The 18,665-nt window shown below is 60.2% G+C and carries 20 protein-coding genes and 1 pseudogene; 9 read left to right on the forward strand and 12 right to left on the reverse strand.

Going from position 1 to position 18,665, the window contains the following annotated elements; translation table 11 throughout:
- The first annotated feature begins 5 nt into the window (after nucleotides 1-5).
- Nucleotides 6-1,004, forward strand: a complete 999-nt coding sequence (locus NDJ82_RS23365) for a terpene synthase family protein (protein WP_250926382.1) — start codon at nucleotides 6-8, stop codon at nucleotides 1,002-1,004.
- 3 nt (nucleotides 1,005-1,007) lie between these two features.
- Here the strand turns inward: NDJ82_RS23365 and NDJ82_RS23370 are convergent, their stop codons facing one another.
- From NDJ82_RS23370 to NDJ82_RS23395, 6 genes are all read right to left on the reverse strand, one after another.
- Nucleotides 1,008-2,180, reverse strand: coding sequence for an MFS transporter (locus NDJ82_RS23370; protein ID WP_112194863.1), 1,173 nt, complete (start codon nucleotides 2,178-2,180; stop codon nucleotides 1,008-1,010).
- 2 nt (nucleotides 2,181-2,182) lie between these two features.
- A complete protein-coding gene (locus tag NDJ82_RS23375; protein ID WP_250926383.1) occupies nucleotides 2,183-3,538 on the reverse strand; it encodes an MATE family efflux transporter in 1,356 nt (451 codons plus the stop codon).
- 177 nt (nucleotides 3,539-3,715) lie between these two features.
- Nucleotides 3,716-4,900 carry a hypothetical protein gene (locus tag NDJ82_RS23380; RefSeq protein ID WP_250926384.1) on the reverse strand — a complete coding sequence of 395 codons (1,185 nt, stop codon included), beginning with the start codon at nucleotides 4,898-4,900 and terminating at the stop codon, nucleotides 3,716-3,718.
- A gap of 213 nt (nucleotides 4,901-5,113) precedes the next feature.
- Nucleotides 5,114-5,923, reverse strand: coding sequence for an NAD(+) synthase (gene nadE / locus NDJ82_RS23385; protein WP_250926385.1), 810 nt, complete (start codon nucleotides 5,921-5,923; stop codon nucleotides 5,114-5,116).
- 1 nt (nucleotide 5,924) lies between these two features.
- On the reverse strand, nucleotides 5,925-7,142 hold the full coding sequence (pncB, locus tag NDJ82_RS23390; protein WP_099584221.1) for a nicotinate phosphoribosyltransferase: 1,218 nt from the start codon (nucleotides 7,140-7,142) through the stop codon (nucleotides 5,925-5,927).
- 11 nt (nucleotides 7,143-7,153) lie between these two features.
- Nucleotides 7,154-7,801 carry a nicotinamidase gene (locus NDJ82_RS23395; protein WP_250926386.1) on the reverse strand — a complete coding sequence of 216 codons (648 nt, stop codon included), beginning with the start codon at nucleotides 7,799-7,801 and terminating at the stop codon, nucleotides 7,154-7,156.
- 148 nt (nucleotides 7,802-7,949) lie between these two features.
- Between NDJ82_RS23395 and NDJ82_RS23400 the strand changes: the two genes are divergently transcribed.
- Nucleotides 7,950-8,642: an NUDIX hydrolase gene (locus NDJ82_RS23400; protein ID WP_099584219.1), complete on the forward strand. Its 693-nt coding sequence runs from the start codon at nucleotides 7,950-7,952 to the stop codon at nucleotides 8,640-8,642.
- A 71-nt stretch (nucleotides 8,643-8,713) separates the two neighbouring features.
- Here NDJ82_RS23400 and NDJ82_RS23405 read toward each other — a convergent pair whose 3' ends face one another.
- A complete protein-coding gene (locus NDJ82_RS23405) occupies nucleotides 8,714-9,487 on the reverse strand; it encodes an L-iditol 2-dehydrogenase (protein ID WP_112194856.1) in 774 nt (257 codons plus the stop codon).
- 18 nt (nucleotides 9,488-9,505) lie between these two features.
- Nucleotides 9,506-10,816: an ABC transporter substrate-binding protein gene (locus NDJ82_RS23410; RefSeq protein WP_191960010.1), complete on the reverse strand. Its 1,311-nt coding sequence runs from the start codon at nucleotides 10,814-10,816 to the stop codon at nucleotides 9,506-9,508.
- Between the two features lie 209 nt (nucleotides 10,817-11,025).
- Here NDJ82_RS23410 and NDJ82_RS23415 point away from each other — a divergent pair, with 209 nt between their 5' ends.
- The 5 genes from NDJ82_RS23415 to NDJ82_RS23435 all read left to right on the forward strand — a co-directional run bounded on the left by NDJ82_RS23415 (nucleotide 11,026) and on the right by NDJ82_RS23435 (nucleotide 14,815).
- Nucleotides 11,026-11,964 carry an AraC family transcriptional regulator gene (locus NDJ82_RS23415; RefSeq protein WP_099584216.1) on the forward strand — a complete coding sequence of 313 codons (939 nt, stop codon included), beginning with the start codon at nucleotides 11,026-11,028 and terminating at the stop codon, nucleotides 11,962-11,964.
- Between the two features lie 155 nt (nucleotides 11,965-12,119).
- On the forward strand, nucleotides 12,120-13,067 hold the full coding sequence (locus NDJ82_RS23420) for a nucleoside-specific channel-forming protein Tsx (RefSeq protein WP_112194850.1): 948 nt from the start codon (nucleotides 12,120-12,122) through the stop codon (nucleotides 13,065-13,067).
- Between the two features lie 14 nt (nucleotides 13,068-13,081).
- Complete coding sequence (locus tag NDJ82_RS23425) at nucleotides 13,082-14,110, forward strand: purine-nucleoside phosphorylase (RefSeq protein ID WP_250926387.1); 1,029 nt, start codon at nucleotides 13,082-13,084, stop codon at nucleotides 14,108-14,110.
- Nucleotides 14,111-14,283: 173 nt separating this feature from the next.
- Nucleotides 14,284-14,526 (forward strand): DUF6555 family protein, encoded by a 243-nt coding sequence (locus NDJ82_RS23430; protein ID WP_099584213.1) that lies wholly within the window; start codon nucleotides 14,284-14,286, stop codon nucleotides 14,524-14,526.
- 16 nt (nucleotides 14,527-14,542) lie between these two features.
- A complete protein-coding gene (locus NDJ82_RS23435; RefSeq protein ID WP_250926388.1) occupies nucleotides 14,543-14,815 on the forward strand; it encodes a hypothetical protein in 273 nt (90 codons plus the stop codon).
- A 51-nt stretch (nucleotides 14,816-14,866) separates the two neighbouring features.
- Here NDJ82_RS23435 and NDJ82_RS23440 read toward each other — a convergent pair whose 3' ends face one another.
- The 3 genes from NDJ82_RS23440 to NDJ82_RS23450 form a co-directional block, all read right to left on the reverse strand.
- On the reverse strand, nucleotides 14,867-15,037 hold the full coding sequence (locus NDJ82_RS23440) for a metallothionein (RefSeq protein ID WP_099584211.1): 171 nt from the start codon (nucleotides 15,035-15,037) through the stop codon (nucleotides 14,867-14,869).
- Between the two features lie 89 nt (nucleotides 15,038-15,126).
- Nucleotides 15,127-15,579: a DMT family transporter gene (locus tag NDJ82_RS23445; protein ID WP_099584210.1), complete on the reverse strand. Its 453-nt coding sequence runs from the start codon at nucleotides 15,577-15,579 to the stop codon at nucleotides 15,127-15,129.
- Nucleotides 15,580-15,583: 4 nt separating this feature from the next.
- On the reverse strand, nucleotides 15,584-16,072 hold the full coding sequence (locus NDJ82_RS23450) for a DMT family transporter (protein ID WP_250926389.1): 489 nt from the start codon (nucleotides 16,070-16,072) through the stop codon (nucleotides 15,584-15,586).
- Between the two features lie 118 nt (nucleotides 16,073-16,190).
- On the opposite strand from NDJ82_RS23450, the gene NDJ82_RS23455 reads away from it, so the two are divergent.
- Nucleotides 16,191-17,123 carry a LysR family transcriptional regulator gene (locus tag NDJ82_RS23455; protein WP_099584208.1) on the forward strand — a complete coding sequence of 311 codons (933 nt, stop codon included), beginning with the start codon at nucleotides 16,191-16,193 and terminating at the stop codon, nucleotides 17,121-17,123.
- Nucleotides 17,116-17,301, forward strand: a pseudogene (locus NDJ82_RS23460) (hypothetical protein); the annotation flags it as partial. The gene NDJ82_RS23455 and the pseudogene NDJ82_RS23460, both read left to right, overlap by 8 nt.
- 30 nt (nucleotides 17,302-17,331) lie before the next feature.
- Here NDJ82_RS23460 and NDJ82_RS23465 read toward each other — a convergent pair.
- Complete coding sequence (locus NDJ82_RS23465; protein ID WP_099584207.1) at nucleotides 17,332-18,651, reverse strand: Nramp family divalent metal transporter; 1,320 nt, start codon at nucleotides 18,649-18,651, stop codon at nucleotides 17,332-17,334.
- Between the last annotated feature and the right edge of the window lie 14 nt (nucleotides 18,652-18,665).

Genomic DNA, 18,665 nt, shown 5'->3' on the forward strand with positions numbered 1-18,665 from the left:
TTGCTATGAACGACATCCACTGCCCATCGCCCGACGCCCCTGCCCGCCTGCAAATACCGGAGCTGGAATACCCCGTACCGGTGCGGATGGATGAAACACTGGGCAATCACGTCAACGACTTGTTGCTGTCCTGGGTCAGGCGAGTGGGCATTTTCGAGGGGCAATGGGACCAGGTAAGGGCCTCGAATTTCGGCCGATTTGCCATGCTGTGCCACCCCGGCACCGACAACCCGGACCGCCTGTTGCTCTCGGCTAAATGCATCGCTGCGCTGTTCGCAGTGGACGATCACTACTGTGATGATGAGCGAAGTGGCGCCAACCCCAGGTTACTGGGCCCACGCCTGTCGTTGGCACTCGCCGCGCTGGACAGAGCGCACCTGAACCCGCCGCATGACCTGGCACTGGAGCAGGCGCTGAAACGTGATCCGGTGTTGCGGGGATTAAAGGGGTATATGAACCATCTGTCTCGCTTCGGCACAGCGTCCCAGATGGCTCGCGTGCGGCTGGAGACCGTTGCCATGTTCGTGACCATGAATGCCGAAGCCACATGGCGCATCGAACACAGCCTGCCGTGTATCTGGGAGTACCTGGCACACCGACAGGTCAACAGTTTTCTACCCTGCATGGCCTTGATTGATGTGGTCGACGGCTATGAACTCGACGCCGAGACGTATTTCGCGGCCCAGGTACGAGAAGTCGTTACCCTCGCCGCCAGCGCGACCATCATTGCCAATGACGTGTACTCCGCCCACAAAGAGAGCGTGCCTGAAATAGGCGACTTCAACCTGCCTATATTAATGGCCCGTGAACACCACTGCTCGTTGCAGCAAGGCGTGTGTCTGACCGCCCAAATGCACGACGATATCGTGCATCGCTATGAAGCCAAGGAACGCCGCTTGCTCAAACAGGCGCAACCGTCACTCAAGCGTTTTTTGGGAGGCGTGAAAGCCTGGCTCGCAGGCAACAACGAGTGGCACCGACACAGTGGACGATACCAAGTGTGAACCTCAGCCCAACCGCCGATACCCCAGCACCGCCGAACCCATTACCACCGCGCCCGCCGCCAACGCCACCCAGAACCCACTGGCAGCCCCCATGTGGTCAATCATCCAACCGGAGCTGGCGGCGCCGATGGCCACACCGATGCTGAGGCCGGTGATCAGCCAGGTCATGCCTTCGGTCAGGCGGCTAGCGGGGACAATCCGCTCCACCAGCGCCATCGACACGATCAGGGTCGGGGCAAAGAACAGCCCGGAGATAAAGATCGCCACCGCCAGGCCAGGGATGTTCGTGACCAGCAGCAACGGCAACGTGGTCAAGGCCGTGGCTACGCCACAGAACAGGAACTGCCGGGGCAGCGGCGCCTTGAGCTTGAGCGTGCCAAAAGCCAGCCCCGCCAGGCACGAACCGATGGCGTACACCGACAGCACGATACTCGCCGCCGCCGGCTGACCCTGCTGCTGGGCAAAGGCGACACTGACCACGTCCACCACACCGACGATCACGCCCATGGCCAGCAGCAGGATCATCAGGATCAGTACCGAAGGTGACGCAATCAGCCAACCGCCATGCTGATCGTGATGCTCGTGCACAGGTGGCTCAGTCGCCCGTTGCAGCACGAACGTGGTCACGCCCACCGCCAGCAACAGCGCGGCCACCAGTGGCCCGGCTTCGGGAAACAGCACCACGCTCAGGCCGACCGAAAGCGGCGGGCCGACAATAAAACACACTTCATCGAGCACCGACTCCAGGGCAAACGCGGTTTGCAGCTTGGGCTGGCCCCGGTACAACTCGGTCCAGCGCGCCCGCACCATTGCAGACATGTTCGGTATACAACCGGCCAGGGCGGCGCACAGGAACAGCGTCCAGGTCGGTGCCTGCAACCGCGTGCACAGCAACAGCATCAACAACGCCCCGCCACCGATCAACGCGGCAATCGGCAGCACCCGGCCCTGGCTGTAGCGGTCCACCAGCCGTGATACCTGGGGTGCGCAGATCGCGGTAGCCAAGGCGAATATCGCCGCCACCGAACCTGCCAGGCCGTAGCCGCCATGTACCTGGGAGAGCATGGTGATAATGCCGATACCGGTCATCGACACCGGCATGCGCGCCAGCATGCCTGCCAATACAAAAGCCCGGGCGCCAGGGACCTGGAATAATTCGGCGTAGGGGTTTGCCATGTTCACACCAACCGTTTGATCTGTTTATGCCGCCACACCAACCGGTAGTAAGCGGTCTGCAACCCCAGCATCGCCAGGTACGTCACCGGAAATGCCATCCATACGCCTTCCAGGCCGAAGTGCGCATTGAGCAGGTACGCTATCGGCAGCTCCACGCACAGCACGCAGAAGATCGAGATCGCCACCGGCATCAGCACCACGCCGCTGGCGCGCATGATCCCGCCGATCACCGCCTGGAAGCCAAACACCAGGATGCTCCAGAGCATGATGTGCAGCAGGTGTTCTGCCTTGACCCGCGCAGCGTCGTCGGTGATGAACAGCCCCAGCAGCCAGTGGGACAACACGTACCCCAGCACAATCAGGCCACCGGTGAGGCAGGTGTTGATCAGCAATCCGGTACGCAGGATCGGCCCGATGCGTTCCAGGCGCCCGGCGCCGATAGCCTGGGCCCCCAGGATCGAGGCAGTGATGGCAATCGACAGCGCCGGAAATTGCACGTAGTTGACGATCTGCGTCACCGCCCCATAGGCCGCCGTGGCCTGGGAACCGTGGCCGTTGACCAGCGCCAGGATGACCAGTTCCGACAGCGACAACACCACCATCTGCAAGCCGGTGGGCAGGCCGATGCGCAGGACTTTGCCTAGGATCACGCGGTCCAGGCGCAAGGCCGCGAGCAGTTCGCGATCCGGCGCCATCACGTGGTGTTTATGGCGCAGGCGCAAGATCAAAAACAGCATCGCCATGGCGTTACCCACCAGGCCGGCGTACACCGCGCTCTGGATGCCCAAGGGCGGCAGGCCGACCCAGCCACGAATCAGCGCCGGAGTCAGCAGCAGGCCGACCAGGGTCGAGACCACCAGCGCAAGCAGCGGCGAAATCGTGTCGCTGACGCCCCGCAGCAGTTGGGTATAGAGGATGAACACCAGCAACAACGGCATGATCAGCATCATTGCCTGGGCATAGCCGACCGCGTCGTCGAGCACATCCACCGGCGTGCCCAATGCCTGCAATGCCGGGCGTGCGAACAGACTGCCCAGCACCGCGGCGATCAAGCCCACCAGCGCGCCGAGGGTCAGCGTCGCACCGGTAATCGACTTGACCATTGCGGTTTCCTGGGCACCCCAGGCCTGGCCGATCAACACCGACGCGCCCGCCCCCAGGCCGATCACCAGTGCGATAAAGAAAAACACGATGGGAAACATCCCCGACACCGCTGCCAACGCCTGGGTGCCGAGCATTTGCCCGACGTAGATGCCGTTGAGCGTGCCAGAAAAACTTTGCAGGAAGTTCGACAGCACCATCGGTGCCAGAAAGATCAGGTAGACCTGCCACAGCTGACGTTGCAAAGGGCTTTGCATGAAAAACGGGGCCTCGGAGAACTAAAGCGTCCGAGGGTTATACCGCAAGTGGATCCAATGTTCCTGCGCTTTGACGTACCGAATACTGCAAACCCTGACCACAGGACATTATATCCATGTAAATCCAAAGGGCTTCAGGGCTGTCGACGTCAGCGGCAGCCCCGTTGGTTCACTCAATCATGTTTCGGCGCCCGCTTTGCTTTTTTTCTTGATCATATGGTTCACGTTGTCCATATCAAACCGGCCGTCTTTGTACCCAGGCCCTCCTTTGGCATCAACGCCAACGTCCGTCTCGTCTCGAAGTTCTTTGTCCTGAAGGAATTTGGTCGCTGTTATGCGCTGTTCCGGGGTGAAGGTTTTCTCCGATGGCACTAAGCCTGCCGCTTCTTTCATCTCATTCAGATTCACATAGTCATCACCATCACCGTAGGCGGAGAAGTGTTTTTTAACGTTCTGGAGAATTTCCAACTGGCTCATTTCAACAGCGTTCTCCGAAACATAGCCCAAGTGGTCCCTGGTGAAACTACCATCCAGTTTCCCGGTTTTTCCTTGATCGAGTTCCTTGAACAAACCACCACGCGACAACAGTTCCTTGGCGATATCCATCTCGTCCTGAGTAGCGGGTTGACCGTCTAGTCGACGGCCCGCGGCGACGGCGTTAAGAGACCTGTCGGTGATCGCTCCAGGCTGATTTGGATCTTCCAGGGGGCTGAAATGGGAAAGAATTTTGTTGCTGAAGTCTTCTTTACCCTCACCGGCATAGGGATTGCTGCCTGGGCCCCCGTCCTGGCTGCTGTACACGCCCGCAAAACATAGTTGCGGCTGCACGTAGTCCTGGTCGTCATACTTGGGCGACTGGGCCGAATGCGCAGGAAAAAACAGCTGATTCACGCGTTGCTGCTGCATAGCCCCCTGAGAGCGCCAAGGTGCGCCATCTCCTCGCGGCGGGTTACTGAGGGCGGCCTCTTGAGCGTCAAAATGTTGAATAACGGCCGATACATCACCTTGGCTGATAAGCCCGTCGTTATCACCACAATGATTGATCGCATCGAGCTGGTGTTCCATGTCGGGATTATTGCGAATCGCCCTGGCCATCAATGTCATCGGGTCGTGATATCTGTCGCCGATCAATGGCCGGTCAGCCATGCAACCAAGTGTCTCGCGTGACACAAATGGCGTTCCTGGGGTTCGGAAGTAATCAAAGTTGGCTGAAAAGTCTCGTGCTACTGCGGATGCAGGCATATTGCCGCCATTGCTGTATCCGGTGTTACCCATTTGATTGAGTCGGCTGTTATTGACTAAACAAAGCCCCGTGCTGGCCGCGGTTTGAAAATGGGGTTGTTGACGAAAACAAAGGTCCATAACAGGAATACCTCAGGTCAGGGATTTTATAATGGTCAACCCAAGTAAAAAGAGCTCCGGGTCAACCCTTGATCTGTGGCCGGTAAAAACAGGGTAGTTCCATGTCATATCAGTAAAATAGACAGGCACGCGCAGGAGTAACTTCCCGAGAGCGCAGTATTCGTACACACAACGAGATGAAAAAATCAGTTCGAAAGCAGGACCGTTCCTAAATCAAACCGGAACAATCGGCAGCGCCCGCTTATGTGCGGTCTTGCTGTACGCCCCCTCGACAATCGCCGTCACCCGCTCACTCACCGGTTCGCCCATCAGGTACGCATCAATCTCTTCGTATGAGCAACCATAGGCCTGCTCATCCAGCTTGCCCGGCGCCAGCTCTTCAAGGTCTGCGGTGGGGTGTTTGTGCACCAGTTCTGCCGGGGCGCCGAGGGCGCTGGCGAGCAGGCGCACCTGGGTTTTGGTCAGGCCGGACAGTGGCGCCAGGTCGCAGGCGCCGTCGCCAAACTTGGTAAAGAACCCCATCAGCGCTTCGGCGCCATGGTCGGTGCCGACCACCAGGCCGTTGTGCAGGTTGGCCACGGCGTACTGCGCGATCATCCGAGTGCGGGCCTTGACGTTGCCTTTGATGAAGTCGACATGGCTGGCGCTGGCCTCATTGGCGACCAGGCTGGTCATCAGGCCGTCGACGCTGGCGGCGATATTGAGGGTCTCGACGTGGTCCGGGGTGATGAAGTCCAGGGAGGCCTGGGCATCGCTTTCATCCGCCTGGATGTTGTAAGGCAGGCGCATGGCGATAAAGCGTGCGGCGTAGTGTTCGCTACGCAGTTGCTCCACCGCCAATTGGCACAGACGGCCGGCAGTGAGGGAATCCACGCCACCGCTGATACCCAGCACCAAGGCCTTGCAGCCCGAGTGACGCAACGTGGTCTTGATGAAGTCGATGCGTCGCTGGATTTCCTTGGCCTCACCGCCCTGCACCAACTGCCGGTCGATATTCAGTTCCTGCGCGATACGGTCTTGCATGTCACACCTCCACAGTGCCGACGTTGAATACCTGGGCTGCATACTGCAAAAACGAGGCGTCTTCACAGACGTTCTTGATCGGGTCATCGGAAAACTTCACCACCGGTTCGCCGTGCACCCGCACCAGTTTCATCACGATACTCAGCGGCTCCACGCCCTCCACATCGCAGGCCAGGCTGGTGCCCATGCCGAAACCGAACTTGGCCTTGCCACGCACGTGGCGCAGGATCGGCAGGCATTTTTCGAAGTTCAGGCCATCGGAGAACATCAGGTCCTTGGTCATCGGATCGATGCCCAGCTGTTTGTAGCGGGCCAGCACCTTGTCGGCCCAGGCGATGGGATCACCGGAGTCCTGGCGCAGCCCGTCGTAGAGCTTGGCGAAGTACAGGTCGAAGTCCTTGAGGAAGAAGTCGGTGCTGATGCAGTCGGTCAGGGCGATACCGAGACGGCCACGGTATTCATGCACCCAGTTCTCCAGGGCGGCGTTCTGGCTTTCGCGCAGACGACCCAATTGCTGGTGCACCATCAGCCATTGGTGGGCCATGGTGCCGATCAGCGGCAAATCGAACTCGTAGGCCAGGTGCGCATTGCTGGTGCCGACGAACTGGCCGGGGAAGTCGCGACGCATGATATCCACCACTTCGCGCTGGGCCTTGAAGGACAGCCGCCGACGGGTCGAGAAGTCGGAGACGCGCAGGTCGGCCAGTTCATCGCGGCTGAGGTTTTTCTCCAGCCAGTCAAACTTCTGGTAGAGCTTGCGAGTGACGTCTTCCAGGGTCACCTGCGGGTATTTGTCGCGGTTGCGCAGTTCGCTGACCAACGCGAGCACCGGCTGCTCGAACATGATGCAGTGCAGCATCGGGCCGACCACGCGGATGTTCAGTTGGCCGTCAACTTCGCTGACGTGGATATAGCGCAGGTTGAAGCGAAACAGGCCGAGGAAACGCTCGTAGTCCGGGGTGAGGTACTCGCGAAAGCGTGGGTTGAACAGAAAACGCAGCTCGCCTTCACGCATCTGCAAACTGGCAAGTTTGTCCAACTCGGCGCGCAACTGCGGGATCAAGTGGCCGAGTCTTTCCTTGGAGCGGACGATGAAGTTGTATTCCACATCGACGTTGGGGTACTGGTGCAACACCGCCTGCATCATGGTGAAGGTGTAGTAGTCGGTGTCGAGCAGGCCCTGGATGACCGGGGCTTCGTAGTCGTAGGCACTTTCCATGGTCAGTCTCCTTAACGCGCGGCCATCGCGGCCAGTTCTTCGCGGGTGCGGCTGATGCTGGCACCGGCCTTGAGCAACTCATCGACGGCCTGCTCGCCGCCTTCCTCGCTGATCCCTCGGCACGCCGGCAGGTGCAGCACGACTTCGAGGCCGGCCTTGAGCAATTGCAGGGCGGTGGTCTTGACGCAGTAGTCCAGGGCCAGGCCGCCGACGATTACGCGAGTGACGCCTTGGGCCTTGAGGTACTCGATCACTCCGGTGGACAGCTTGTCGTGCAGGTCGTGGTAGCAGGCACCGTAGGGGTGCAGGTCGGGCTCGACGCCTTTCCAGATGAAGTAGTCGTAGTCATAAGGCGTGGGCAACTCGTCCAGCAAGGTGAAGCCTTCGGTGCCCGGTACGCAGTGACTGACCCACGTAAGGTCGGCGTGGACCAGGCCGGTGGGTTGCAGCATCTCGCTGGGCTGCGCGACCACCCAGGGTGCTTGCGGGGTATGGGCATCCTTGCTGCCGACGCGATGGCCGGCGAGGCTGGCCATGTAATTGAGTTCGGCGCCGATCAGGTCACCACCGGCCACAGGCAACTCGTCGGGGCACAGCGGCGTGAAGCTCTTCTGGGCGTCGACATCAAAGGATGCAATAGCAGTTTTCGAGAGGGTCATGGCGGTTCTCCTGTGGCCTGGCAACAAAAGTACACGTCATGTACTTTCATTGCAAGAAACATTTGCTTATCTATTCTCTATCGAGAACATGACATATCTTTTCGATCCGTTAGACTGAGCCCTCTTCGCCGTTCAGAAGGATGTTCACATGCCCCTTAGCGCCTACCTCCATACCGTCGACCTCTGCGTGCTGTTTTATTGCCGCGCGGCCGGTGAACTGAAACTGCTGCTGAACAAGCGCGACGCCGAGCCCTTCGCCGGGCATTGGGCGCTGCCGGGTGTGGTGGTGAATGGCGGTGTGCAGGACCTGAGCCTCAAGGATGCCGTGGAGCGGTTGCGCGCCAGTGACAAGGTCGGACTAAAACTGGCCTGGAGCGAGCAAGTGGGCACGGTGGGCGATGCGTTTCGCGACCCGCGCTGCTGGTCGTCGTCCACGTACTACCTGGCAATCCTGGCGGATGAGGTGGTCTTGGCTGACCATCAGGCGTGGTTTTCGTTGAGCGCAGTAGCTGACGGGAGCATCAAGCTGCCGTTCGACCACAACCTGATCGTGGCGGCGGTGCAGGAGCGGCTGGTATCCAAATCGCTGTACAGCAGTTTGCCACTGATGTTCCTGGGCGATGAATTCAGCGCGCCGCAAGCGACGACGATCTTTTCCCTGGTGCTGGAACGCCCGGTGCTGAAGACCAGTATTCGCCAGCGGTTATTGAAGCTGACCGAGGCGGGGTATCTGCGGGAGACGGGGCGCAAGAAGCAGGGTGAAGGGGGCAGGCCCCAGGCGACGCTAGAGAACCTCAAGCCTGGAGCGGTGTATTTTTTTGATCGCAGTTTTGCCGAGTGAACCCACTATAAACAGGCGAACACTTGTGGCGAGCAGGCTCGCCACAATGATCACATTCCAGATCCGCGGTTTTAATTCATCCAGTTGCCGCCATCGACGTTGTAGGTCTGGGCCACCACGTAGTCGGCATCCTTGGACGCCAGGAAGATCGCCATTCCGGTCAGGTCCTCTGCGGTGCCCATTCGCCCGAACGGCACCTCGTCCCCTACCCGCTTCTTCTTCTCGCCGGGCGCCAGGCCTTCATGCCTGGCAAACAGCGCATCCACCCCATCCCAATGCTCACCGTCCACCACACCCGGTGCGATGGCGTTGACGTTGATGCCCTGCTTGATCAGGTTCAACCCCGCCGACTGCGTAAGGCTGATCACCGCCGCCTTGGTCGCGCAGTACACCGCGACTAACGGCTCACCCCGCCGCCCGGCCTGGCTGGCCATGTTGATGATTTTGCCGCCATGGCCCTGGCTGATCATCTGCCGGGCGGCGGCCTGCAGGGTGAACAGCGTGCCGGCGACGTTGATCGCGAACAGCCGCTCGAAGCTGTCGCGGGTGATGTCGACGATGGGCGCCAAGTCGAACAGCGCCGCGTTGTTGACCAGAATATCCAACTTGCCTGCATGGGCCACCACGGCGGCAATTGCGCCATCAATGGAGGCCTGGTCGGTGACATCCATCGCTACCGCATAGGCCTGCGGGCCCAGTTCGGCGGCGGTTTGCCCGGCGCGTTGCAAGTTGATGTCGGCGATGGCAACCGTCGCGCCTTCATTGATATAGGCCTGGGCAAACGCGCGGCCAATCCCCCGCGCCGATCCAGTGATCAGCGCGCTTTTACCTTCCAGTCGTTTCATGGGTGGTGTCCGTCAAGGTTACTTGGGATAGCCGGCGCGTTTCATTTCGCGCTCGGTGGTGGACTGCGCCTGCACCAAGGCCTGGTCAACCGTCATCCCGCCGGTGAGCGCTGCTGAAAACAGCTTGCCGACCGAGGTGCCGATGGCCTGGAACTCGGGGATGGTCACGTACTGAATGCCCACGTACGGCACCGGTTTGGCTGAAGGATGGGCGGGATCGGCGTGTTTCATCATCTCCAGGGTCACCTGGGCAAACGGCGCGGCCTTGAGATATGCCTCGTTGTAGGTGGACTGGCGCGTGCCCGGCGGTACGTTGGTGATGCCCTCTTTGTCGGCGACCAGTTGGATGTAGTCCTTGGAGGTGGCCCAGGTGATAAAGGCCTTGGCGGCGTCCTTGTGCTTGGAGGTGGCCGGGATCGCCAGGGACCAGGCGTAGAGCCAGGACGACCCTTTGTCGGTCACTTCGGTAGGCGCTGCGGCGAAACCGACAGTGTCGGCGACCTTGCTCTGGCTGGCATCTGTGGTGAAAGAGCCGGCGACGCTGGCGTCGACCCAAATCGCGCACTTGCCGCTGTTGAACAGCGCCAGAGTTTCGTTGAAGCCGTTGCTGGACACACCGGGCGGGCCGTATTGCTTGAGGGTGTTGACGTAGAAGTTGGCGGCGGCCTTCCATTCGGGGCTGGTCAGCTCGGGCCTCCATTGTTCGTCGAACCAGCGTGCGCCAAAGGCGTTGGCCATGGTACTCAGCAACGCGATGTTCTCCCCCCAGCCAGCCTTGCCCCGCAGGCACATGCCGTACTGACCTTGGTCCTTGGCGGTGAGCTTGGCGGCGAACTCGCCGAGTTGGCTCCAGGTGGGGTGCGCAGGCATGCTCAGTCCGGCACGCTTGAACAGGTCGGTGCGGTAGTAGGTGACGGTGCTTTCGCCATAGAACGGCAAGGCGTAGAGGGTGTTATTCACCGACAGGCCCTGGCGTACAGAGGGGAAAATATCGTCGACATCGTAATCGGCCGGCAGTTCGCTCAGCGGTTCCAGCCAGCGTTTGGCGCCCCACAACGGGGTTTCGTAGGTGCCGATGGTCAGCACATCGAACTGCCCGCCCTGGGTGGCGATGTCGGTGGTGAGGCGTTGGCGCAGAACGTTTTCTTCGAGCACCACCCAAGTGAGTTTGATGTCCGGGTGCTGCTGTTCAAACACCTTGGACAGGCGCTGCATGCGGATCATGTCGCTATTGTTGACCGTGGCAATCGTCACGGTATCAGCGGCGTGGCCAGGCAGAGCCAAAGCCAGGCCGGACAGCAGGAACAGTGCTTTGGGAAGCGTTGACATGGCGGTTTCCACCTGTTGTTTTTGTAGTTGAGCACCGATTACAGCAGCTCGGCCAAGCCCCCACAAACGCTTGGCGAATGCCCGACTGATACTTTTTTAACCGCATACTCCAGGATCAAAAAAGTATCAGTGTCGGGCAAAGGCGGGGGTAGCACGCCCCTTGCAAACCCGCGTATTTTGGCGTGACCCAATGCACAAGAGGCAGCACCATGCCCGTCAGCCGCGCCACACTGTTCGAGCACCGCCCCGCCGAACTGGAAGTGATCCTGCCCGAGCCGGACCACTGCTTCCGCTGGTTCGAACACGACTATCCCTTTGACCTGGCGCGCTGGAACCACCACCCTGAATTTGAAATCCACCTGATCCGCCAAGGCAGCGGCAAGCTGGTGGCGGGCGACTATATCGGTGCCTTCAACGCCGGCCATGTCGCGTTGATCGGCCCTGACCTGCCCCACGACTGGATCGGCGAGCTGGCCCCCGGCGAACACCTGAGCGGGCGCGACGTGGTGCTGCAATTCGACGGCGCCGCCCTGCTCGCCCTGCGCAGCACCCTGCCGGAACTCGGTGACTTGCAACCGCTGTTCGAACAGGCCCGGCGCGGCCTGGAGTTCAGCGGCGACTGCGCCGTACAGGCGGCGCAGCTGATGGAGGCCATCGGCAGCGCTCATGGCCTGCAACGGCTGATCCTGTTCCTGCAACTGCTAGACACCCTGAAAAACGCGCTGCCCGCCCAGGTCAAGTCGCTGGCCAGCCCCTGCTATGCGCCCACCCTGGACGCCCGCAGTGCTGAACGCATCAACAAGGCATTCGATTACCTGATGCGCGAACTCACCGGCGACGTGCGCCTGTCGGTCATTGCCCAGCAACTGGAGATGAGCGAACCGGGATTCTCGCGGTTTTTCAAACGCAACACCGGCCACGGGTTTATCGACCTGATGCGCAAATTTCGCGTACAGCGCGCTTGCCGACTGTTGCTGCACACCGAGCGGTCGGTGGCAGATATCTGCTTTGAAGTGGGCTACGCCAACCTGTCCAATTTCAACCGACACTTTCGGATCGAGATGAACCAGACGCCGAGCGAATATCGCCGCGAAACCGCGCTGCACCTGTTCAATCCCATTGCAAAAATGACACCCAGTCATTTCTGATCAAAAGGTCGACTATTTTGTCTTTTTCCTAGGGCATTCAAGCCATTGAGCAAAGTTGGTACAGCCTGTGCAAACGTTTGCGGTACGAACTTGTCCGCCAAGTTCACCATGACCTGAGGAATCGGGTTCCAACCGCGTACGAATAGGGATTTTCAATGCACCTAACCTCAAGGCCGCGTGCCTGCTTTGGTGTTTCCTTGCTACTGGCCGCCGTTACGGGAGTACTCAGCGCACCCATTTTGGCGCAGGAAACACCCGCCGATGACTCAGCACAGGGCGAAACCCTCAGCCCTGAAGCCACCCAATCGAACAAAGGCCCGTATCTGTCGGAGTGGTTTAACCAGGACCTGACGCTGATCGGCAGCAAAGACATCAGCTTCGGCCCCAAGCCGTCCGATGACATTTACCTGGAATACGAATACTTCGGTCGCAAGGGCCCTTTCGAGCTGTATGGCTACATCGACGTGCCAAAGATCCTCGGCATCGGTAACAGCAATGACAAAGGCGTCTGGGACCACGGCTCGCCAGTGTTCATGGAGCATGAACCGCGTATTTCCATCGACTACCTGGCCGGTCGCAGCCTGGCCATCGGCCCGTTCAAGGAATGGTACGTGGCGTTTGACTGGATCTACGACCACGGCAGCAACAAGGAAAACCGCGCTAACACCCTGTACAGCGGCCTGGGCACCGACATCGACACCCATTCGCGGGTCAACCTGTCGGCCAACTTCTATGGGCGCTACCAGTGGGAAAACTACGGTGCGAGCAATGAATACTCATGGGACGGCTACCGCGCCCAGATGAAGTACATCGTGCCCATCGGCAAGTTCGACAACGGCGCTTCGCTGACTTACATCGGCTTCACCAACTACGATTTCGGCTCCGACCTGCACAAGGACAACCCGGCGCGCACCGCCAATTCCCTCGTGGCAACCAACGTGCTGCTGTACTCGTTCACCCACCTGCGCTTCACCCTGGTGGGCCGCTACTTCCATAACGGCGGCAACTGGGAGGATGGCAGCGAATTGAATTTCGGCGAAGGCAACTTCCGCGCCCGCTCTGACGGCTGGGGCTACTACGCCGGTGTCGGTTACCAATTCTGATCAAGGAGCATGAGATGAACACGTTTACACGTCTATCGATGGCCGTCGGCCTGGCCCTGATGCCGCACCTGGTGCTGGCAGAAACCCCGGCACCGATCAAACCCAAAGTGATGCTGATCACCATGTTCGCCCCCGAGGCGCAAACCTGGATCGACCGCCTCCAACTCAAGCAGGAAGTGCGCGTGCCGGGCCTGTCCGCTGAATACCCGGTGATCCGCTGCAACACCCAGGACGTGTGCCTGCTGGTCACCGGCATGGGCCAGACCAACGCTGCCGCCTCCACCCTTGCCCTGGCGCTGTCGCCCAAGTTCGACCTGCGCCAGAGTTACTTCCTGATCGCCGGGATCGCCGGCATCAGCCCCAAGCACGGCACCATCGGCACTGCCGCCTGGGCGCATTACCTGGTGGAGTTTGGAACGCAGTGGGAGCTGGACTCGCGGGATGCGCCCAAGGATTGGCCAACCGGTTATCTGGGCATCAACACCAAAGGCCCCAACGAAAAACCGCCGCTGGACTACAAGACCGAAGTGTTTGAGCTCAACCCAAAGCTGCAGGCCAAGGCGTTTGCCTTGTCGCAAAAAGTCGAGCTGACGGAAAGCAAAGAATCGGCCGCCTGGCGCAAGCATTATCCTGCCGCCCCGGCCAACCAGCCGCCGCAAGTCACCCGCTGCGACACGCTGGCGGGCAACACCTGGTTCTCCGGCACGCGCCTGAGCGAACGTGCCGAGGTCTGGACCAAGCTGCTCACGGACAACAAAGGCGAATACTGCACCACCCAGCAGGAAGACAACTCCACCTACGAGGCCCTGCTGCGGGCCAGTCGTGAAGGGTTGGTGGATATTCAGCGCTTGGCCGTGGTGCGGGCAGGTTCCGATTTCGACCGGCCTTACCCTGGCTACAGCGAGGTGGATAACCTGCTCAAGTATGCCGACCAGGGCGGGTTCGCGCCGGCGTTGGAAAACCTGTACCGCACGGGCAATCCGTTGGTACAGGCAATCCTCAACAACTGGTCGGCCTGGGAAAAAGCTGTTCCCGACGTATGATCAGTGCAATCAAGGCAGCAGGATGATCTTGTCCGGGCTGCCTTGATTCACGCCTTGGGGGTTAACGTCAATCCAGGATGACCCGCCATGGTAATGACCACCGCTCGGCAATCCGAGTGAATTTTTAGCGCTGGGGGCGATCACTTGCTTACACCTCCAGGGTTGATGGACCGATGAATAACGCGAAACTGTTTGTGATCGACTACACCCTCCATGGCGAAGCCAAGTCATTCATTATCCGCCTGGAAAAACTCGATGCCGCCGAAGCCTGGCATTGGGCCAGCTGTGATGCCGGCGTGGGTCGTATTGGCCGTTTCGCCCGCGAACAGGTCAAGAAAACCAGCCAGGCCCAGGCCGAGAAATTTGGCATTACCCATGTGCAATGGCGCCGCTCGGACGCGCGCGCCCAGGCTTGAACAAGGAGAAATACCCATGAATTTACGCACTCAAGTCAATGGCAAGGCTCGAATTGATTACACCCAGGACACCCTGTTTGGGCCACTGGCCAGGCATGCTGAGTGCCAGGTGAGCGTGCAGCACAAACCGGACAGGCTGGTGCTGAAGGTTTTCCAGCCGCTTCCGGATGATCTGCATGCTGCGAAAACGGTGGTGTTTGCGTTGGAGGGGCGGCGAACCAGCGGGGTAGTCAGAGGTCGGCAGCGCCTGTCGGACCATAGCCTCAGGCTGGAACTGGAAACCCAATAGCCGCTTCCAGACAGATCAAATGCGGGAGCGGTTTAACCGCTCCCAGCGCGTTCAGCCGTGGGCCGACTTGGCGCACTCGCAACCAGTCGCAGCAGCACACGGCTCACCATGGGCATGATGCTCCGCGCAGCCCTGGCAGCAATAGCCTTTACCGTCTTTCATCACAGCATCGACACCCAGTACACACTTGCAGTGTGGGCAGGCACAGGTTTGATCTGGCATGGTCAGACTCCTTCTTCATGGTCGTCTCGGTACGGCGAGCGCCGGCACCTTTAGCAATGACTGCCGGCTCACGCAGATCGTTCAAACCATCAGTCAGTGCGCGTATTACTGCGATACATGAATACCAGCGCCAGCGCGAGACACACCATCGCCAGCAAGCGACCGCCCGACAATTCGATGGCCGGGTTGCCCAGCCAGCCAAAGTTGTCGATCAGCATGCCCATGCCCAACTGCCCTGTGATCACCGCCACGGTCGCCACCGCCGTGCCGACCACCGGCACCGCACCGACCATCACCATCATGTACACCACACCGAACAGCGCGCCGGTCAGTTGCCATTTAGGCACATCCAGCAGGCTCACGGCCTGTGCCGGTTCAAAGAAGAAAATCAACAGCGCGGTGGTGAGCGCGCCTACCGCGAAGGTCAGCAAACTGCTGCGCAATACACCGACGGTCTGGCCCAGACGGCCATTGATCGCCGCCTGCACACTCAATACCGCACCGGCCGCGATGACCACTACCAACAACAGAATCAGATTCATCGTCTTAACCTCGTGCAATCAGAACAAGTGCCACCACAATCAGCACCAATGCGATCCAGCGCTCACCATTGACCCGCTTGCGCGCTGTGCCAAACCAGCCGAAGTGGTCGATCAACACGCTTTTGCCCACCTGACCGGACAGTATCGCGATCATGGTCATCGCAATGCCGATGTGCGGCGTGGCCAGGGTCAGCACCACCACGTACATCGGCCCCAGGAAGCCACCGATCAACTGCCAGCGCGGCAAGTCAGTGAGCGCCGGGCCTTTTTGTGGGCCGCTGAACAGCAGCAGCAGGAACAGAATCGCCGAACCCACGCCAAAGATGCTCAAGGTCGCCCACAGATGCCCCACCTGCACACCCAACGGGCCGAGCAAACCGGCCTCCACCGACAAGCCCATACCGGCAAGGATCACCAGCGGCAACAACAGCAACCGCAGAAGGTTTTTTTTTGGCGTGGCGTTCGCCGCACCCTCGGTAGAACTGGCCTGCATACATCACCTGCGCATCAACAAATGGATTAATGGCGCGCATTATCCAGTGGCCGTCCTGTGCGATAAATGGGAGCATACCAACAACACCTTTGCGCAAAACGCACAGCCTGGAGCCAAGATGCAGGGTTTGAATGAATTGAGTTTCAAGGCGCTCCGCCTGTTCGTCGCGGTACTGGACCACGGCAGCTTCTCTGAAGTGGCGCGCCGCGAAGGCCTGGCGCCCTCCTCGATCTCCCGCCAGATCCAGCTGATGGAACAGGCCCTGGGGCAACAGTTGCTGTATCGGCACACCCGTGCTGTCAGCCCCACCGAGGCTGGGCGTCTGCTCGGGCGGCACGCGCGCCTGATGCTCGAACAGCTGGAGTCCGCCGGCCAGGCCCTGCAGGAACAGGAAAGTGAGCCCAGCGGCCTGGTGCGGATCAATGCACCGATGGTATTCGGCCAGCGTCACCTCTCCCCCTGGCTGGGTGAGTTGTGCCGCCGCTACCCCAAGCTGCAACTGGACATCCAGCAAACCGACACCTACGTCGACCCGCTGCAAGATGGCACCGACCTGCTGTTTCGCATCGGCGTGCTCAACGACTCCGGCATGCAGGCCCGCATCTTCGCGCCCCAGCGCTTTCGCATCGCGGCCAGCCCGGCTTACCTGGCAAAGCACGGCACGCCCGTGCACCCCGACGAACTGATCAACCACCAATGCCTGGCCTACAAGGGCGTCACCGGCCAACAACGCTGGTTCTTCCGTCGTGACCAGGGTGACTGGACGCCCTACAGCGTCAAAGGCCCGATCACCGGCAACCACGCCGATACCCTCACCCACGCTGCCGAGCAAGGCTTGGGGCTGGTGGTGTTTCCGTCCTGGCTGATCGGCGAAAGCCTGCGCGCTGGCACCTTGCAGGCAGTGCTGACGGAATACGAGGTAGCGACCACGCTGGAGCCGCAGCAGATTGCGGCGTTGTGGCCGGGGAGTCGGCGCTTGTCGCTGAAGGTGAGGACGGTGATTGATTACTTTGTGGAGTGCTTCGGCGCCGTGCCTTATTGGGATCGTTGAGGATTTTTCCTATTTAACGAGGTGGGGTGTTTCTGATTTTACGGGCGATTATTTTATTCTGCTGTGGGCACTGGCGGATGACCCCAGGCTATCCAGCAAAGCCCGGAAACTGATTGAGAATGCAGCAGAGATTTACGTCAGCGCCCTCGCCCAGTACACGCCCCTGGCGATTCAGGTGTAAGCCACCAAAGCCGCTCGTACGGTCAACTCAAAACACCCACTGCCCAATCAACCATGCATTCGCACCACTGATCACCGCAAACAGAAACCACACCAACACCCGTGTCGGCAGGCTGTTCACAAACGGCCCCATCAGTTGCTTGTCGCCGGTCATGCGAATCAGCGGATACAGCGCAAACGGCAATTGCAGGCTCAGCACCACCTGGCTCAGGATCAGCAATTTGCCGATGGCATCGTCGCCCATCAGCCAGACCCCGAGGAACGCCGGGATCAGCGCCAGCCCACGGGTAATCAGCCGCCGCTGCCAGCAGGGAATGCGCAGGTTCAGGTAGCCTTCCATGATCACTTGCCCGGCGATGGTGCCGGTAAAGGTCGAGCTTTGCCCGGACGCGAGCAAGGCAACCCCGAACAGGATACTGGCGAACGCGCCACCTACCAGCGGGTCCAGCAGGTGGTAGGCATCCTGGATTTCCACCACATCGGTATGGCCGGTCTTGTGGAACGCGGCGGCGGCGAGTACCAGGATCGCAGCATTGACCAGCAAGGCCAGGGCCAGGGAGCCGATGGTGTCGATGCGCGCCAGCTTGACCGCGTCCTGTTTGCTGGCCAGGTCTTTGCCGATCAACCGGGTCTGCACGATTGAGCTGTGCAGGTAGAGGTTATGGGGCATCACCGTGGCGCCCAGGATGCCGATGGCCAGGTACAGCGGCGCGGCATCGCTGATGGCCGACAACGACGGTGTGAAGCCGCTGAATACGTCCGGCCAATACGGTTTGATCAGTACCAGTTCGATAAAGAAACACACGCCGATGGTCGCCACCAGCGCCAGCATGATCGCTTCGAGACGGCGGAAGCCCCGGTTTTGCAGGGCCAGGATCAGGAGCGTATCAAAGGCCGTGATCACAATGCCGGTGGTCAGGGAAACGCCCAGCAACAGGTGGAACGCCAGGGCACAGCCGAGCACTTCGGCCAGGTCGGTGGCGATGATGGAGATTTCCGCCAGCGCCCATTGGGTGCGGGCGGAACGTTTGCTGTAGCGCTCACGGCACAGTTGCGCCAGGTCTTTGCCAGTGGCGATGCCCAGTCGCGAGCACAGGCACTGCACCGCCATTCCCGCCAGGCTGGCCAGCAACACCACAAACAACAGGCTGTAGCCATAGCGCGAACCGGCCTCGATGGCCGTTGCCCAGTTGCCGGGATCCATGTAGCCGATGGAGATCAGCAGGCCGGGGCCGGCAAACATGAGGGCGCGTTTGAAAAACGAAGCCTTGGGGTCAACGGCGACGGAGCCGGCCACTTCTGGCGGGCAGAACGGGGCGGTAGCAATTTTCGGCAGGCTGAATTTCACGCGGTATCCCAGGC

The sequence above is a fragment of the Pseudomonas sp. SR18 genome, assembly GCF_023701505.1.
GTDB classification, from domain to species: Bacteria; Pseudomonadota; Gammaproteobacteria; order Pseudomonadales; family Pseudomonadaceae; genus Aquipseudomonas; species Aquipseudomonas cyclaminis.

Bases quoted from the DNA above. Each gene is read 5' to 3' on its own strand.
- NDJ82_RS23365 (WP_250926382.1), top strand. From the start codon at position 6: ATGAACGACATCCACTGCCCATCGCCCGACGCCCCTGCCCGCCTGCAA.
- NDJ82_RS23370 (WP_112194863.1), bottom strand. From the start codon at position 2,180: ATGGCAAACCCCTACGCCGAATTATTCCAGGTCCCTGGCGCCCGGGCT.
- NDJ82_RS23375 (WP_250926383.1), bottom strand. From the start codon at position 3,538: ATGCAAAGCCCTTTGCAACGTCAGCTGTGGCAGGTCTACCTGATCTTT.
- NDJ82_RS23380 (WP_250926384.1), bottom strand. From the start codon at position 4,900: ATGGACCTTTGTTTTCGTCAACAACCCCATTTTCAAACCGCGGCCAGC.
- nadE (WP_250926385.1), bottom strand. From the start codon at position 5,923: ATGCAAGACCGTATCGCGCAGGAACTGAATATCGACCGGCAGTTGGTG.
- pncB (WP_099584221.1), bottom strand. From the start codon at position 7,142: ATGGAAAGTGCCTACGACTACGAAGCCCCGGTCATCCAGGGCCTGCTC.
- NDJ82_RS23395 (WP_250926386.1), bottom strand. From the start codon at position 7,801: ATGACCCTCTCGAAAACTGCTATTGCATCCTTTGATGTCGACGCCCAG.
- NDJ82_RS23400 (WP_099584219.1), top strand. From the start codon at position 7,950: ATGCCCCTTAGCGCCTACCTCCATACCGTCGACCTCTGCGTGCTGTTT.
- NDJ82_RS23405 (WP_112194856.1), bottom strand. From the start codon at position 9,487: ATGAAACGACTGGAAGGTAAAAGCGCGCTGATCACTGGATCGGCGCGG.
- NDJ82_RS23410 (WP_191960010.1), bottom strand. From the start codon at position 10,816: ATGTCAACGCTTCCCAAAGCACTGTTCCTGCTGTCCGGCCTGGCTTTG.
- NDJ82_RS23415 (WP_099584216.1), top strand. From the start codon at position 11,026: ATGCCCGTCAGCCGCGCCACACTGTTCGAGCACCGCCCCGCCGAACTG.
- NDJ82_RS23420 (WP_112194850.1), top strand. From the start codon at position 12,120: ATGCACCTAACCTCAAGGCCGCGTGCCTGCTTTGGTGTTTCCTTGCTA.
- NDJ82_RS23425 (WP_250926387.1), top strand. From the start codon at position 13,082: ATGAACACGTTTACACGTCTATCGATGGCCGTCGGCCTGGCCCTGATG.
- NDJ82_RS23430 (WP_099584213.1), top strand. From the start codon at position 14,284: ATGAATAACGCGAAACTGTTTGTGATCGACTACACCCTCCATGGCGAA.
- NDJ82_RS23435 (WP_250926388.1), top strand. From the start codon at position 14,543: ATGAATTTACGCACTCAAGTCAATGGCAAGGCTCGAATTGATTACACC.
- NDJ82_RS23440 (WP_099584211.1), bottom strand. From the start codon at position 15,037: ATGCCAGATCAAACCTGTGCCTGCCCACACTGCAAGTGTGTACTGGGT.
- NDJ82_RS23445 (WP_099584210.1), bottom strand. From the start codon at position 15,579: ATGAATCTGATTCTGTTGTTGGTAGTGGTCATCGCGGCCGGTGCGGTA.
- NDJ82_RS23450 (WP_250926389.1), bottom strand. From the start codon at position 16,072: ATGCAGGCCAGTTCTACCGAGGGTGCGGCGAACGCCACGCCAAAAAAA.
- NDJ82_RS23455 (WP_099584208.1), top strand. From the start codon at position 16,191: ATGCAGGGTTTGAATGAATTGAGTTTCAAGGCGCTCCGCCTGTTCGTC.